The organism is Nonomuraea sp. NPDC049725, from assembly GCF_040674795.1.
GTDB classification, from domain to species: domain Bacteria; phylum Actinomycetota; class Actinomycetes; order Streptosporangiales; family Streptosporangiaceae; genus Nonomuraea; species Nonomuraea ceibae.
This window is the reverse complement of sequence record NZ_JBFANJ010000010.1, coordinates 31819-46389: the sequence shown is the minus strand read 5'-3', so window position 1 is coordinate 46389 and position 14571 is coordinate 31819. Positions and strand designations below refer to the sequence as shown.

Here is a 14571-nt window from a genome sequence, read left to right as displayed (position 1 = left end):
CTGTGAGTGGTCAGACCTGGCGATTGGTGCGCCGCGGCAGCGGGAGGCCTGTTGAGGCCCCTGTGCTTGATGAACATCAGCGCGCCGTGGTCGAGCACCCCGGCGGCCCCCTGCTCGTCCTCGCCGGGCCCGGCACCGGCAAGACGACGACCATCGTCGAGAGCGTCGTCGACCGCATCGAACGACGCGGCGCCGACCCCGAACGCGTCCTCATCCTCACCTACAGCCGCAAGGCCGCCGGCGAGCTGCGCGAACGCGTCACCGGCCGGCTCCGCCGCACCACCCGCACCCCGCTGGCGCTCACCTTCCACTCCTACGCCTACGCCCTGCTGCGCCGCGAGGCCGTCCTCGCCGGCGAGCCGCCGCCCCGCCTCCTCACCGGCCCCGAACAACTCCTCGAAGTCCGCCGCCTCCTCCACGGCGAACTGGAGGACGGCGCCCTCGACTGGCCCGAAGACCTGCGCGAACCGCTCAAGACCCGCGGCTTCGCCGAAGAGCTGCGCGACTTCCTGTCCCGCGCCGCCGAACGCGGCCTCGACGGCGAGCGCGTACAGGAGCTCGGACGGCAGCACGGCCGCGCCGACTGGGTCGCCGCCGGCCGCTTCGCCCAGCGCTACCAGCTCCGCTTCGACCTCGACCCCGACCCGGCCATGGACTACGCCGAGCTGATCCGCACCGCCGCCGGACTGCTCGCCGACCCCGACGTACGCCGCCGCGAACGCGCCGCCCACGACGCGCTGTTCGTCGACGAGTACCAGGACACCGACCCCGCCCAGGAGTTCCTCCTCCAGCAGCTCGCCGGCGACGGCCGCGACCTGGTGGCCGTCGGCGACCCCGACCAGTCCATCTACGGCTTCCGCGGCGCCGACGTACGCGGCATCCTCGCCTTCCCCCAGCGCTTCCGCACCCGGTCCGGCCACGACGCGCCCATCGTCGCCCTGCGCGTCTGCCGCCGCAGCGGCGCCGACCTCCTGGAGGCCTCCCGCCGCGTCGCCGACCGCCTCCCCGCCACCCCCGCCCCCTCGGCCGGCCCTCCCGCCGACGGCATCCCCCGGGCGCGCGGCCACCGCGACCTCGTCCCGCTGCCCGACACACCCTCCGGCGAGGTACGGGTGCTGCTCGCCGACAGCACCAGCCAGGAAGCCGCCGTCGTCGCCGACACCCTGCGCCGGGCCCACCTCATCGACGGCGTGCCCTGGCACCGCATGGCCGTCCTGGTCCGCTCCGCCACCCGCCAGGTGCCGCTGCTGCGCCGCGCCCTCGTCACCGCCGGGGTCCCCACGATGATCGCCGGCGACGAGGTGCCCATCGCCCAGGAGCCCGGCGTCCGCCCCCTCCTCACGCTGCTGCGCGTCGCCCTCGACCCCGCCGCCCTGGACGAGGGCGTCGCCGAGGAGCTCCTCACCGGCCCGCTCGGCGGCACCGACATGATCGGCGTCCGCCGCCTCCGCCGCGCCCTCAAGATCGCCGAAAACGAGGCCCACACCGCCCTCACCCCCTCCGCCCCGACCCCGGCAGACCCCCCGGCCTCCGCAACCCCGGAAGATGACGCCCCCCAGCCGGGCGCACAGGCCGGCGCACCCCAGAGCGACCCGCAGACCGGCACCCTGGCGGACCCCAAGGCGGCACCGGACCGCGAGCCCACCGCGCCGCCACCGGGTGAGCCGCAGGACGGCCCTCAGGCTCCGGAGGAGCACCCGGCCCGTGCCGCAGCGCCGGAGGCCGCTGCGCCACAGGACGGCGTCCCGGCCGGCCCCGAAGCCGCGCCGGCGCGCGCGTCCGGCGCGGCGCCGTCTGGTGCGGCGCAGGGCGGCCCGCAGGCTCCGCAGGAGGATCCGGCGCCCGTGGATTCCCCCCGTGCCGCCGTAGCGGAGGCGGTCGCGCCGCAGGGCGACTCGGCCGGGCCCGGAGGGGCGGAGGAAGGGGCGGTGGCGGGCTCTGGGGAGGGGGTGCGGTCGTCGGGGGAGTTGCTGGTGGCGGCCGTGAACGATCCGCGGGAGCTGGTACGGGTGGAGCCGCACGTGGCCGTTCCGGCGGAGCGGGTGGCGAGGTTGCTGGCCACGGCGAGGGAGGTGCTGCGGGAGGGCGCGACGGCCGAGGAGGTGCTGTGGGCCGTGTGGCAGGGCAGCGGCCTGGCGGAGCGGTGGACGGACCTGAGCCTGAGCGGCGGCCAGCGGGGCGCGCAGGCGGACCGGGACCTGGACGCGGTCGTGGCGCTGTTCGATCATGCGGCGAAGTTCGTGGACCGGATGCCGAAGGCGGGCCCGGAGGTGTTCCTGGACGATCTGGCGTCGCAGGAGATCCCGGGTGACACGCTGGCGGAGCGGGCGCCGGACGGCGACGCGGTGCGGGTGTTGACGGCGCACCGTTCGAAGGGCCTGGAGTGGGACGTGGTGGTCGTGGCGGGCGTCCAGGAGGGCGTCTGGCCGGATCTGCGGCTGCGGGGCACGATGCTGGGCGTGGAGGACCTGGCGGAGGTGGCCGAGGGGGGCAGGCCGAGTGCGGCGTCGCTGGCGTCGAAGCTGCTGGCGGAGGAGCGGCGGCTGTTCTACGTGGCGGCGACGCGGGCGCGGCATCGGCTGGTGGTGACGGCGGTGGGCGGTGAGGACACCGACGAGCGGCCGTCGCGGTTCCTGTCGGAGCTGATGCCGGGCGCGGTGGACGAGGCGACGGTGGAGGACCGGTCGCGCTGGCTGAGCATGCCGTCGCTGGTGGCCGATCTGCGGAGCGCGGTGACGGATCCGACGAAGCCGGCGTCGATGCGGCGCAGGGCGGCCAGGCAGCTGGCGAGGCTGGCGGCGGCGGGGGTGCAGGGCGCGCATCCGAACGACTGGTACGCGTTGACGACGATGACCGATGACCGGCCGTTGAGCTGGCCGGACGACGTGGTGAGCATTTCCCCGTCGGCGGTGGAGAGCTTCACCAAGTGCGGCCTGCGCTGGCTGCTGGAGACGGCGGTGGGCGCGGCCGGGACGAGCACGGCGCAGGGGCTGGGCACGGTCATCCACGCGCTGGCGGTGCTGGGCGCCACGGATCTGTCGGACGAGAACGCGCTCGGCGACCGCCTGGACGGCATCTGGAACGAGCTCGACTTCGGTGGCGTATGGTTCAACCGCAAGCAGCGCCGGGTGGCCGAGCAGATGATCGGCCGGTTCCTCCGCTGGCAGCAGGACAACCCGCGGGAGCTCGTCGCCCTGGAGGAGGCGTTCGTCGCCATGGTGGGCGACGGCGTCCAGATCAAGGGCCGGGTCGACCGCGTGGAGAAGGACGCGGAGGGCCGGGCGGTGATCATCGACCTCAAGACGGGCGGCTCGAAGCCCAAGCCGGGCGAGCTCGACCGCCATCCGCAGCTCGGCGTCTATCAGCTGGCGGCGCTGCTGGGCGCGTTCGCCCGGCACGGCATGGCGGAGCCCGGCGGGGCGGCGCTGGTGCAGCTCGGCAAGGCGGCGGGCAAGACGGCGGCGGTGGAGCAGAAGCAGGGCGCGCTGGCCGACGACGCGAACCCGGGCTGGGCGCGGGATCTGGTCGACACGGTGGCGATCGGCATGTCGGGCCCGTTCTTCCAGGCGAAGGTCAACGACGGCTGCCGTACGTGCGCGGCCAGGGCGAGCTGCCCGGTCAACGACAGCGGGGGACAGGTGTGCTGACCCCGGTCGAGCTGGCCGGCAAGCTCGGCATCCTGCCGCCCACCCGGGAGCAAGCCGCCGTCATCGAAGCGCCGCTGGAGCCGATGGTCGTCATGGCCGGGGCGGGTTCGGGCAAGAGCGAGACCATGGCCGGGCGGGTGGTCTGGCTGGTGGCCAACGGTCTGGTGAAGCCGTCGAACGTGCTGGGTCTGACGTTCACCCGCAAGGCGGCGGCGGAGCTGGCGACGCGGGTGCGGGAGCGGCTGGCGGGGCTGGCGGAGGCGGGCCTGGTGGAGCCGTCGATGCTGGACGAGGAGCCGACGGTCTCGACCTATCACGCGTACGCGGCCCGGCTGGTCACCGATCACGCGCTGCGTGAGGCGCTGGAGCCGACGATGCGGCTGGTCACGCCGGCGGTGTCGTGGCAGCTCGCGTCGCGGGTGGTGGCGATGTACGACGGGCCGATGGACCGGGTGGAGCTGGGCCCGCCTTCGGTGACGGCGGCGGTGCTGGAGCTGGCGGGTGAGCTGTCGGAGCATCTGCGCGCTCCGGGTGACGTGCGGCGGGTGGGGGAGTGGCTGGACGAGCGTCTGGCCGAGCTGCCGGGCCGCACGGTGCAGGCGCAGCGCAAGCCGATCGCCGTGCAGGCGGCCAGGGAGCAGTTGCTGCCGCTGGTGGAGGCGTACGAGAGGTTGAAGCGGCGGCGGGAGGTCATCGACTACGGCGACCAGATGTCGCTGGCGGCGAGGATCGCCGCCAATCACCGCGAGGTCGGTCAGATCGAGCGGGAGCGGTTCGCGGTGGTGCTGCTGGACGAGTATCAGGACACCAGCCACGCGCAGCTGGTGTTGCTGCGTTCGCTGTACGGGGGCGGCCATCCGGTGACGGCGGTGGGCGACCCGTGCCAGTCGATCTACGGTTGGCGGGGGGCGTCGGCGGGCAACCTGCGCCGGTTCGCCGAGGACTTCCGGACGGGGGCGGGCGATCCGGCTCCGGTGCGGCAGCTCAGCGTCAGCTTCCGCAACGGTGACCGGGTGCTCGACGTGGCCGCCCGGGTGCAGCTGCCGCTGCGGATGGAGGCGCGTGAGGTGCCGGTGCTGGTCCCGGGCCCGAACCGGGTCGACCGGGGCCGCGTCACCTGTGCCTTCCACGAGACGGCCGAGGACGAGGCGAAGTGGGTGGCCGACTGCGTCGCCCGGCTGCTCGGCCAGGAGATCGCCCCGGACGGCCTGCCGTGGGGGGACAAGGAGCGCAAGAAGACCCTTGCGCTGCAGCCGCAGGACGTGGCGATCCTGGCGCGCAAGCGGTCGCAGTTCCCGGCGTTGCGCAGGGCGCTGGAGGATCGTGACATCCCGGTCGAGGTGGTGGGGCTGGGTGGGCTGCTGACGGTGCCCGAGGTGACCGACATCGTGGCCACGTTGCGCGTGCTCTACGACGCGACGGCGGGTGACGCGCTGGCCAGGCTGCTGGCGGGGCCGCGCTGGCGGATCGGCCCGGCGGACCTGCGGGCGCTGGGGGAGTGCGCCCGCGAGCTCAACCGGGAGATGCGTGACGGGCAGCGCGTGCAGGACCCGCTCGACCAGGTGGTGGCCGATCTGGCGGAGGAGCGCGGCAGCCTGGTCGACGCGCTCGACGAGCTGCCCGACCGGGAGGAGTGGCTGGAGGCGTTCTCGCCGCTGGCCGCTACCCGGCTGGTGGCGCTGGCCCACGAGCTGCGCCAGCTCAGGGCGCACACGGCGCAGCCGCTGCCCGATCTGATCAGCGAGGTGGAGCGCAAGCTCGGCCTGGACGTCGAGGTGGCGGCGCGGGGCGGCACGGTGAGCGCGTTCGCGGCCAGGGCCGACCTCGACGCGTTCCTCGACGCGGCGTCCCGGTTCGCGGGCGACGCCGAGGATCCGACGCTGGGCGCGTTCCTGGCCTATCTCCAGGCGGCGGAGAGCGAGGAGTTCGGGCTGGAGGCGGGCCGGGTCGGCGACAGCAACAGCGTCAAGCTGATGACCGTGCACGCGTCCAAGGGCCTGGAGTGGCCGGTCGTGGTGGTGCCGGGCCTGTCGCAGGTCCTCAACACGAAGGGCGCGGTCGCGACGGGCAGCGTGTTCCCGGCCACGCCGGTGATGAACAGCCGCTGGACCGACAACCCGCGCAAGCTGCCCTACCCGCTGCGCGGCGACGCCGCCGACCTGCCCCGGCTGACGGGGTTGAGCAAGGACGAGCTGGCCGCGTTCGACGAGCGGTGCCGCGAGCGCGACCTGATGGAGGAGCGGCGGCTGGCGTACGTGGCGGTGACGCGCGCCCACTACCACCTGATCGCCTCCGGCTACCGGTGGGGCAGCGCGTCCAAGCCGCTGGAGCCGTCCGACTTCCTGCGGGAGATCGCGCAGAGCGCCGACCGGATCGCGTTCTGGGCGCCGGAGCTCGCCGAGGGGGCCACGAACCCGCTGCTGGCCGAGCCTGCCGCCGCCGTGTGGCCGGTCACGCCCGAGGGGCTGCGGTACGAGTCCGTCCTCGACGGCGCCCGCCTGGTGGAGGACGCGCTGGCGGGCACCCTGGAGGACGACGAGGAGGAGCAGCCGCTGCGCGCCTTCGAGGAGGAGCGGGTGCGCGCCTGGGACCGCGACACCGAGCTGCTGCTGCGCGAGCGGGAGCTGCATCGGCGGCGCGGCTCCACGACCGTCGAGCTGCCGTCCAAGCTGACCGTGTCGTCGCTGGTCACGCTGGCCACCGACGCCCGCGAGCTGGCGCGCAGGATCCGCCGCCCGGTGCCGGTCAAGCCCGCGCCGCTGGCCCGCCGGGGCACCTCCTTCCACAAGTGGCTGGAGACGCGCTGGGACCAGCAGCGGCTCATCGACGACTTCGACCTGGACCTGGAGCACGAGCCGGAGGAGGCGGACGTGCGGCTGGCGGAGCTGCAGGAGCGCTTCGAGGAGAGCGAGTGGGCCGAGCGGCGTCCGGTGGACCTGGAAGTGCCGTTCGAGACCATGATCGCCGACCGGCTGGTGCGCGGCCGCATGGACGCGGTGTTCGAGCTGCCCGGCGGGCGTTACGAGGTCGTCGACTGGAAGACCGGCGACCCGCCGACCGGCAAGAAGGCCAGGGCCGCCTCGGTGCAGCTCGCCGCCTACCGGCTGGCCTGGTCGCACCTGGCGGGCGTGCCGCTGGAGCGGGTGAGCGCGGCCTTCCACTACGTGCGCGCCAACCGCACCGTGCGCCCGGTGGACCTGCTCGACGCCGACGGCCTGGTGGCGCTCATCGAGGCGGTGCCGGAGGTCAGCCGCGCAGATGGTGGAAGCCGGGCTTCGGGTGCATGAGGAAGTCGTGGTGTGAGATGTTCCAGGCGTAGGCCCCGGCCATCCCGAACACCACCGTGTCCCCCACCCGTACCGTTGTCACGATTTTTCGTGCGAAGACGTCTTTCGGGGTGCAGAGCTGGCCGACGAGCGTGACCGGCTCGTCCGCCACGCCCGGCCCGTCGCCCGTGGGCAGCACGGTGAAGGGCTGGTCGTGGCCCTTGGTCACCGGGGTCCGCAGGTGGTGGGTGCCGCCCAGCAGGACGGCGTACGCCTCCCCGCGCACCCGTTTCACGTCCACCACCCGGGTCACGTAGAAGCCGCAGTAGGCGGTCAGCGCCCGCCCCGGCTCGATCCTGACGAGCTGTCCCGGCCGCCGCAGCCGCGCCAGCCCCGCGCCGTAGGCGGCCCAGTCGAAGCGCTCCGGCGAGCCGTAGGAGACCGCCATGCCGCCGCCCAGGTTCACCTCGGGCTGACCGGTGTCCAGCAGCACCGCCGCCAGCCGCAGCAGCTCGGGCGCGGCCAGCCCGCTCGCCAGGTGCGTGTGCCGGCCGCGCAGCCGCACCCGGTCCGTGAACAGCGGCAGGCACTCCTCGACCCCCGCCTCGTCCATCCCGAACGGGCCGCTCATGGTCAGCGCCGCGCCCTCCACCGCCAGGTCCGGGCTGACGCGCAGCAGCACGTCCGCCTCCAGCCCGGTCGCCACCAGTCGCCGCAGCTCGTACGGGGACTCCACGTGGATGCGGTGATGCGGCAGCCGCAGCTCCGCGTCGGTCTTGCCGGGGCCGCCCAGGGCCAGCGGCCTGCCCGGCAGCAGCGCCGACACGTGCGCGTGCTCGCCGCCGGACGACACCTCGAACCCGTCGACGTGCGCGTCGAGCACCCGCAGCAGCTCGGCGTCCGGATTGGCCTTGACCGCGTAGTACAGCTCGACGCCGGGCAGCGCGGCCCGTACCGCGGCCGCGTGCTCGTCCAGGGCGGGCAGGTCGTACAGGTAGGCCGGGGCGGCCAGGCGGGGGGCGGCCTCCAGGACCCTCGCGGTGATCATGCGAGCGGGTTCGCGATCGGGACGTAACCGGCGGACCGGTCGGCGGCCCTGGCCCAGCGCACGCCCAGGTTGGCCTTGGCCGGCAGCGGCGCACCCGCGAGCAGGTCCGACAGCGGCACCGGCCCGCCCAGCTCGGCGGCCTGCTTGGCGAGCACCTCGCGGGCGGCCCGCCACAGCTGGCGCAGCAGCCCGTCGTCGCCGTCCGAGACGGTCGCCGCGATCTCGACCAGGTGGTTGACCAGCAGGCAGTAGACCACCCGGGCCCAGCCGCGCCCGGCGTCGTAGGACATGGCCTCCGCGACCCGGGCCGGCACGCCGGTGAGGTCGTGGCGGCCGGTGACGAGCTTGGCGCCCTCCAGGTCGCGGAAGACGGCCTCCACGGGCAGGCCGGAGCCGTCGAGACCGACGAGCACGTTCTGCAGGTGCGGCTCCAGGATGACGCCGTGCGTGAAGTACAGCTCCAGCACCGGTGGCGCCACGGCCGTCACGTACGCCGTCCACCAGGCGAGCGGGTCGGGCGGCGGCGGCCCGGCGGCCAGCGCCCCGGCCAGGACCGGGGTGACGCCGGGCGAGCAGGCCGCCCACGGGCTCGCGCGGACGATCACGCCCAGCCCCTCCAGCAGCGGCGTAGCGGAGCGGTAGCCGGGCTCGGGCAGCCATCGGGCGCCGGGATGCTTGGCGGCCACCTCGGCGAACACCGGCGTGAGCCGCGAGGTCAGCTCCACCGCCCCGGCCAGCTCGTACCAGGCGTTCTTGCGCACGCAGTTGGTGATCCGCACGTCGAGGCTGAACTTCAGGCACGCCCCGGCCGCCGGGGCGTACACGGTGCGCACCGACGAGGTCGGCATCACGACCGGCCCCGGCCCCAGGTCGATCAGCTCGCCGCCCAGCCGGGGCCGCAGCAGGCCGAGCTGCCACGGGTGCGCCGGCAGCAGCCGGTAGCCGGGCGGCGCCTCGCCCAGCGCGTCGAGCGCGCGCACGTCGCCCTCCTCGGCGGCCGCGTCGTCCCGCACGCCGAGCAGCCGCAGCGGGAACTCGGCGTGCGCCTCGGGCGCGTAGGCCAGCCAGCCGTCGCCGCCGCGCGCCTTCGGGCTCGGATGGAACGGGTGCCCGTACACCAGCGCCTGCTCCGAGGCCAGCCACGGATCGGCGGGCGGCACGGCCTCCGCCCTGGCCCGCAGGATCGCGGCCACCGCCTCCCGGCTGGCGGCCACCTGCCCGGCGAACTCGTCGTTGCGCCCCGCGCCCAGCTCCGCCTCGGCCAGCCGGACCAGCTCGGCGGACGTCAGCGGATGCCAGGCGCCCGCGTCGAGCCGTTCGGGACGGCCGTCGAAGCGCAGCGCGGCCCCGCCGTGGGTGCGCACCCGCAGCAGCGTGCCCCCCACGCGCAGCAGCAGCAACGGCGGCGCCGGCCAGACCAGGCCGCGCGGTCCGGCCACCTCCCGCACGCAGCAGCGCAGCAGCGCGGCGAGCGTCGCCTCCTCGGCCGGCCCGGCAGACGAGGTGAGGGCCAGACCGTGCATTCAAGCTCTCCTCAGGTAGTTGGGCCCGCTGGTGCCGTAGAACTTGTTGATGTCACGCGCGCCCGACCGCTGCTTGGCCACGAGGGTCCCGGCGGTGACCATCGACTTGCCGGTGAGCCTGGCCGCCTCCAGCGTCCGGGCGCGCAGCAGCCTGGCCATCGGGTCGTCGCCGTAGGGCTCGAGCGCCGCGGCCAGCGTGTCGCGCAGCAGCGCGGACGCCTCGGCGTGGGGCAGCGCGCCGAACGTGATCGCGGCCGCCGCCAGGTGCAGCGTGATCGTCACGAACACGTCGGCCAGCGCGTGCGGGTCGTCGGTCAGCATCCGCGCGTCGCCGAACGCGGGGACCGCCACCCCGGCCGCCGCCAGCCTGGCGGGGGAGGCGAGCAGCCCGTCGTTGTCCTTGACCAGCAGCTTCATGGCGCCGTCGGCGAAGACCAGGGCCAGGTTCTGCTGGTGGGCCTCCAGCGCGACGCCGTACTCGACGAACAGCCGCACGTTCCAGCCGAACAGCAGCCGCAGGTAGGCGGGCAGCACGTCGCCCAGCTCGGCCAGCACCCCGGGCACCGCCAGCGCCGCCACCGGCACGATCTTGCCGGGCGGCAGCCTGCGGACCATCCAGGCCAGGTACTCGTGCCCGGCGTGCGCGTACGCCTGCTCGTCGGCGATCAGCACGTCCGGGCCGGCGAGCTCGCGGAGCAGCAGCTCGGCCCGCGCGCCGTCGCGCAGCGTGCCCGGCTTGATCGAGCGCCGGTTGCGGGTGCCCAGCGTGGCCGTGGGCAGCGGCAGCTTGAGGTGGACGCGCGGCCCGACCTCCACCGTCCGCATCGACAGCGTCGGGCGTACGGTCACGCGCGGCTCGTCCAGCACCCGCACCCCGTCGATCTTGGCGACCTCGGCGACGGTCAGCGGGTGCACCGGGAACAGCCCGTCGCCGTCCGGCAGCACGTCGGCGGGCAGCGGCGACGACCCCGCCATCAGCAGCTCGCCGGGCACCCGCGCCCACCGCAGCGGGAACGACGGCGCGAACTCCGGCGCGTACGCCAGCAGGTCCGCCTCCGACAGACCCGTCCGCGCCCGCGCCGTTGGATAGACCGGGTGGTCGGTGAAGGCGGCCAGCGACTCGTATGACGGCTTCCTGGCCAGCACGCCGGGCAGATGGGCGTCGTGCAGCTCCAGGGCGGCCAGCGCGGCCAGGCACTCGTCGAAGAACGCGGCCACGCCCTCGGCGTCCGCCGGGTCGGCGATCTCCGCCAGCGTCTCCAGCACCTGTTCGAGGCCCAGCAGCTCGCCCGGCGCCACCACGAAGTCCTGGAAGAGCGATCCGGGAGCCAGCCGCACCAGCCGCCCGTCGGCCATCGTCAGCGCGACGCCGTCGCGGTCGCGGGTGACGCGGGAGGAGAGCCTGCCGTAGTCCTCGCGCAGCAGCGCGTTGAGCACCCGGGCGGCCAGGTAGGAGTCGCGGGAGCTCATCCGACGACCCACGGCCTGGACGCCCGGTAGCCCTCGACGGCGGCCTCGACGCGGGCCCGGTCCGGCCCGACGGCCCTGATCACGCCCAGGTAGTCGCGGTTGGTGTGAGTCAGCTCCACCCGCTCGCCGGCCTGGCGCAGCGGCCGGTGCCACAGCTTGACGCCGTCGTGCTCGGTCTCCTCGGCCCCGGGCGCCGTGAGGATCGTGCCCGGCCGGTCGGCCACCAGGCTGACCGCCGTCCCATACCTGGAGGATTCGGGCATCGCGGGCATGGGTTCGCCCAGGTGCACGCGCAGGATCCACTCGAACAGCGGCACCCCCAGCACGTCGGCCAGCAGGAAGTCGCAGTGGTCGCCGATCACCCGGTAGTTCACCTCGACGATCCGGGGCCCGGCCGGCGTGACGACGTACTCGGTGTGGCACGCGCCGAACCCCGCCCCGATCGCCCGCAGCGCCGCCAGCACGTGCTCGTGCGGCCCCTCGGGCGCCCAGTCGAGACGCTCCTCGACGAAGTGCGGCAGCGGCCCGAGCGTCGTCGCGAACCCGCCCAGCACGCCGATCCGCGAGCCGTCGCCCAGCGTCTCCAGCGTGCGCAGCGGCCCTTCCAGGTACTCCTCGACCACCACCGCCTCGCCGGGCCGCCGCGCCCGGACCGCCTCCACGGCCTTGGCCAGGTCCGACTCGACCAGCAGCACGTCCTCGCTGGCCACCCCCTCGCGCGGCTTGACCACCAGCGGGTACGGCAGGTCGTCGGGCACCGGGTCGCCCGGGGCCAGCCGCGCCGAGAACACCCGCTCCACGCCCGCCTCCGCCAGCCTGCGCCGGGTCAGGAACTTGTTCTTGGCCGTCAGGCAGGCCCGCCAGTCCTTGCCGGGCAGCCCGAAGTAGCCGGAGGCCAGCGCGGTCTCCGCCTGGAGGTGGTCGGAGTTGGAGAAGATCGCGTCCGGCCTGCCGAGGTGCTCGATCGCGTCGATCAGCGCGCGCGGGTCACGCACGTCACAACCGACGGCGTACGGATGCCGCTCCGGCCGGTCGGTGAGGATCGTCACCTCGCACCCCAGCGCGCGGGCGGCGGGCAGGAACCCGTCGGTCACCGAATCGGTCGGTTTGAGCGCGGTCAGGTAGAGCCGCAACGCGAAGGCACCCCCGGATGATCAGGTAAGGCTAACCTAACCCGAAAGATCCTAGCCCCTCCAAGATCCCACCGCTGCAGGGAAACCGTAATCGGCGGCTAACCCTGAGGTCATAGGATGACATGGGATTTGGGAAGGGTGGGGCCTTGGATACGAGGGCGGAAGACCAACTCATCGGACCGCTGCTCCTCGCACGCGGCACCATCGACAGATCGGCGGCGCTCAGAGCGGACCGCGCCTGGTTGGAACGTGCCTGGGCCGACCCCTCGACCCGGGTGCTGATCATCGACAACGGCCACACGCTCGTCCGCCGCGACGGCGACGAGGTCCACGCCGTCCTCTACCCCACCGCCGACGCCCCCGACGGCGAGCGCTACCTGCTCGGCGTCGAGGACGGCGTCGCCTACTTCGCCGTCGCCGCGCCGCTGCCCGGCACGCCCGCCGGCGACGTCAACGGCCGCGTCGCCGTCCCCATGAGCCTGCGCGACACCCCCGACGGCCAGCCCGTCCCGGCCGGCCTCCGCCAGGCCGGCGGCCTGCTCGGCGACCGCGACGCCGGCCTGCTCGTCTACGCCGTCGCCCTGGAGGCCTGGCACGCCACCCACGAGTTCTGCCCCCGCTGCGGCACCCGCACCGCCGTCCAGGCGGGCGGCCACATCCGCGTCTGCCCGCACGACTCCAGTCAGCACTTCCCCCGCGTCGACCCGGCCGTCATCATGCTCGTCCGCGACGCCGACGACCGCTGCCTGCTCGCCCGCGGCCCCCAGTGGCCCGAAGGCCGCCTGTCGATCCTCGCCGGCTTCGTCGAGCCCGGCGAGTCCCTGGAGGCGGCCGTCGCCCGCGAGGTCGCCGAAGAGGTCGGCGTCACCGTCACCCGGCCCCGCTACCTCGGCAGCCAGCCCTGGCCGTTCCCGCGCAGCCTCATGCTCGGCTTCTTCGCCGACGCCCTCACCACGGAGCTCACCCTCGACCCCGAGGAGATCGCCGAGGCCCACTGGTTCTCCCGCGCCGACCTGGCCAAGGCCATCGAAAAGGGCGACGTACGCCTCCCGCCCCCGGTCTCCATCGCCCGCCGCCTCATCGAAACCTGGTACGGCGAACCCCTCACCGGAGATTGGTGACTCATCGTAAAACCGTCCGAGCCCCCGGCCAGTGGTCCGGGGGCTCGTGATGGGTCAGGTGTGTCAGGAGACGCCCAGGAGGTCCTTGACCTCGCGGGCCGACGGGTTGGTCCGCACGACACGCCCCTTCGGCGTGTCGATGACGACAGTCGGCACCGTCTGGTTGCCGTCGTTGACGCTCATCACGAACGCGGCCGCCTCCGGGTCACGTTCGATGTCGATCTCGGCATAAGCGATGCCCTCGCGGGCCAGCTGGGACTTCAGCCGCTTGCAGGGGCCGCACCAGGTGGTGCTGTAGACCGTGAGCGCCATGTCAGCGATTCCCTCCAAGGTCAAGGAAACAGGCGCTCCGTGCAACAACCCCGGTGCCCCGGTTAATCCCTACCCGACGTGCGAGGTGATCCACTCGTGGACGCGCTCGGCCACGCCGGGGGTGCGGTAGAGGGCGCTGCTGTGGGCGATGCCCGGCACGCTCCAGGTCGTGACGGCCACCCCGGCCTTGCCGAGCATCTGCTTGAGCAGCTGGCTCTGCACCGGCGGCACGAACTCGTCCTGCGAGTGGACGGTCAGCATCGGCGCGTCCTTGGCGCTGGCGTGCCAGGCGACCTCCATGCTGGCCCACACGCGCGAGCACTTGCCCTTGGGGGCGCAGCCGCCGGCGAGCTGGACGGCGGCCGAGCGCAGCTTGCGCTTGTAGGGGTCGAGCGACTTCTCGCCGTCCTTGAACGCGCGCAGCGGCGAGATGATCGGCGACAGCCCGACGACGCCCTTGAGCCCCGTCATCCCGTTGCCGTAGGTGCCGACCGAGGCGGCGATGTGGCCGCCGGCCGAGAAGCCGACCACGACGTAGTTGTCGGGGTCGAGCGCCCAGCGCTCGGCGTGCTTCTTGGCCTTGGCGATGGCGGCGAGCGCGTCGGTGCGCTGCGCGGGCCAGGCCGCTTCGGTGGAGAGCCGGTAGTTGAGGTTGAAGACGGTGTAGCCGCGGTCGGCGTACTCGCGGGTGATGGCCGTCATCTGCCGTTTGTCGCCGCTGGACCACCAGCCGCCGTGGATCAGGAAGATCCCCGGCCGCTTCATCCCGTCGGGGGTCCACCACACGTCCATCTGCTGGTGGCGATGCCTGCCGTACGCGATCGTCTCGCTGGAAAGGCCGCCGATGCCGTCGGGGTCGGTGATCGTGGTCGGCCCCGGTGCGGGGTCACCCGACGCGTGCGCGGCCACGGGAGTCAGCGCGACTAAAGCGAGCGCGACAGCGCTCAGGGAAACCGCGGTTCGCACAGCCTGCCCTTCTCTCCCATGCTCAGGTCGGCCCCATTGTGATGGAAGAGACCACTTCTTTGCATCTCAGCGACATTGAAACGAT

9 protein-coding genes are annotated in these 14571 nt (G+C 73.9%); 3 read left to right on the top strand and 6 right to left on the bottom strand.

Translation table 11 applies throughout. The annotated features are described in order from the left end of the window. Window positions 1-62 precede the first annotated feature (62 nt). The gene (locus AB0J53_RS25580; RefSeq protein WP_364176563.1) at window positions 63-3647 is read left to right on the top strand and encodes a UvrD-helicase domain-containing protein; all 3585 of its coding nucleotides are present in this window, start codon (window positions 63-65) and stop codon (window positions 3645-3647) included. Next, complete coding sequence (locus tag AB0J53_RS25575) at window positions 3641-6934, top strand: ATP-dependent DNA helicase (RefSeq protein WP_364176560.1); 3294 nt, start codon at window positions 3641-3643, stop codon at window positions 6932-6934. Before AB0J53_RS25580 ends, AB0J53_RS25575 begins: the two co-directional genes overlap by 7 nt. Here the strand turns inward: AB0J53_RS25575 and AB0J53_RS25570 are convergent. The 4 genes from AB0J53_RS25570 to AB0J53_RS25555 are packed head-to-tail and all read right to left on the bottom strand — an operon-like array spanning window position 6894 to window position 12087. After that, a complete protein-coding gene (locus tag AB0J53_RS25570) occupies window positions 6894-7961 on the bottom strand; it encodes a type III PLP-dependent enzyme (protein ID WP_364176557.1) in 1068 nt (355 codons plus the stop codon). The two genes, AB0J53_RS25575 and AB0J53_RS25570, sit on opposite strands and share 41 nt — an antisense overlap. Further along, window positions 7958-9484, bottom strand: a complete 1527-nt coding sequence (locus AB0J53_RS25565; RefSeq protein ID WP_364176554.1) for an IucA/IucC family protein — start codon at window positions 9482-9484, stop codon at window positions 7958-7960. Before AB0J53_RS25565 ends, AB0J53_RS25570 begins: the two co-directional genes overlap by 4 nt. Continuing rightward, window positions 9485-10954, bottom strand: a complete 1470-nt coding sequence (locus tag AB0J53_RS25560) for an IucA/IucC family protein (RefSeq protein ID WP_364176551.1) — start codon at window positions 10952-10954, stop codon at window positions 9485-9487. It abuts the gene before it with no gap. Continuing rightward, on the bottom strand, window positions 10951-12087 hold the full coding sequence (locus AB0J53_RS25555; RefSeq protein ID WP_364176548.1) for a siderophore biosynthesis protein: 1137 nt from the start codon (window positions 12085-12087) through the stop codon (window positions 10951-10953). Before AB0J53_RS25555 ends, AB0J53_RS25560 begins: the two co-directional genes overlap by 4 nt. 146 nt (window positions 12088-12233) lie before the next feature. On the opposite strand from AB0J53_RS25555, the gene nudC reads away from it, so the two are divergent. Next, entirely contained in the window at window positions 12234-13208 is a 975-nt protein-coding gene (gene nudC, locus AB0J53_RS25550) for an NAD(+) diphosphatase (protein ID WP_364176545.1), read from the top strand. A 63-nt stretch (window positions 13209-13271) separates the two neighbouring features. On the opposite strand, the gene AB0J53_RS25545 is transcribed toward nudC, so the two are convergent. Then, entirely contained in the window at window positions 13272-13520 is a 249-nt protein-coding gene (locus tag AB0J53_RS25545) for a mycoredoxin (protein WP_246644793.1), read from the bottom strand. 69 nt (window positions 13521-13589) lie between these two features. Next, window positions 13590-14486: an alpha/beta hydrolase gene (locus AB0J53_RS25540; RefSeq protein ID WP_357589994.1), complete on the bottom strand. Its 897-nt coding sequence runs from the start codon at window positions 14484-14486 to the stop codon at window positions 13590-13592. Window positions 14487-14571 lie beyond the last annotated feature (85 nt).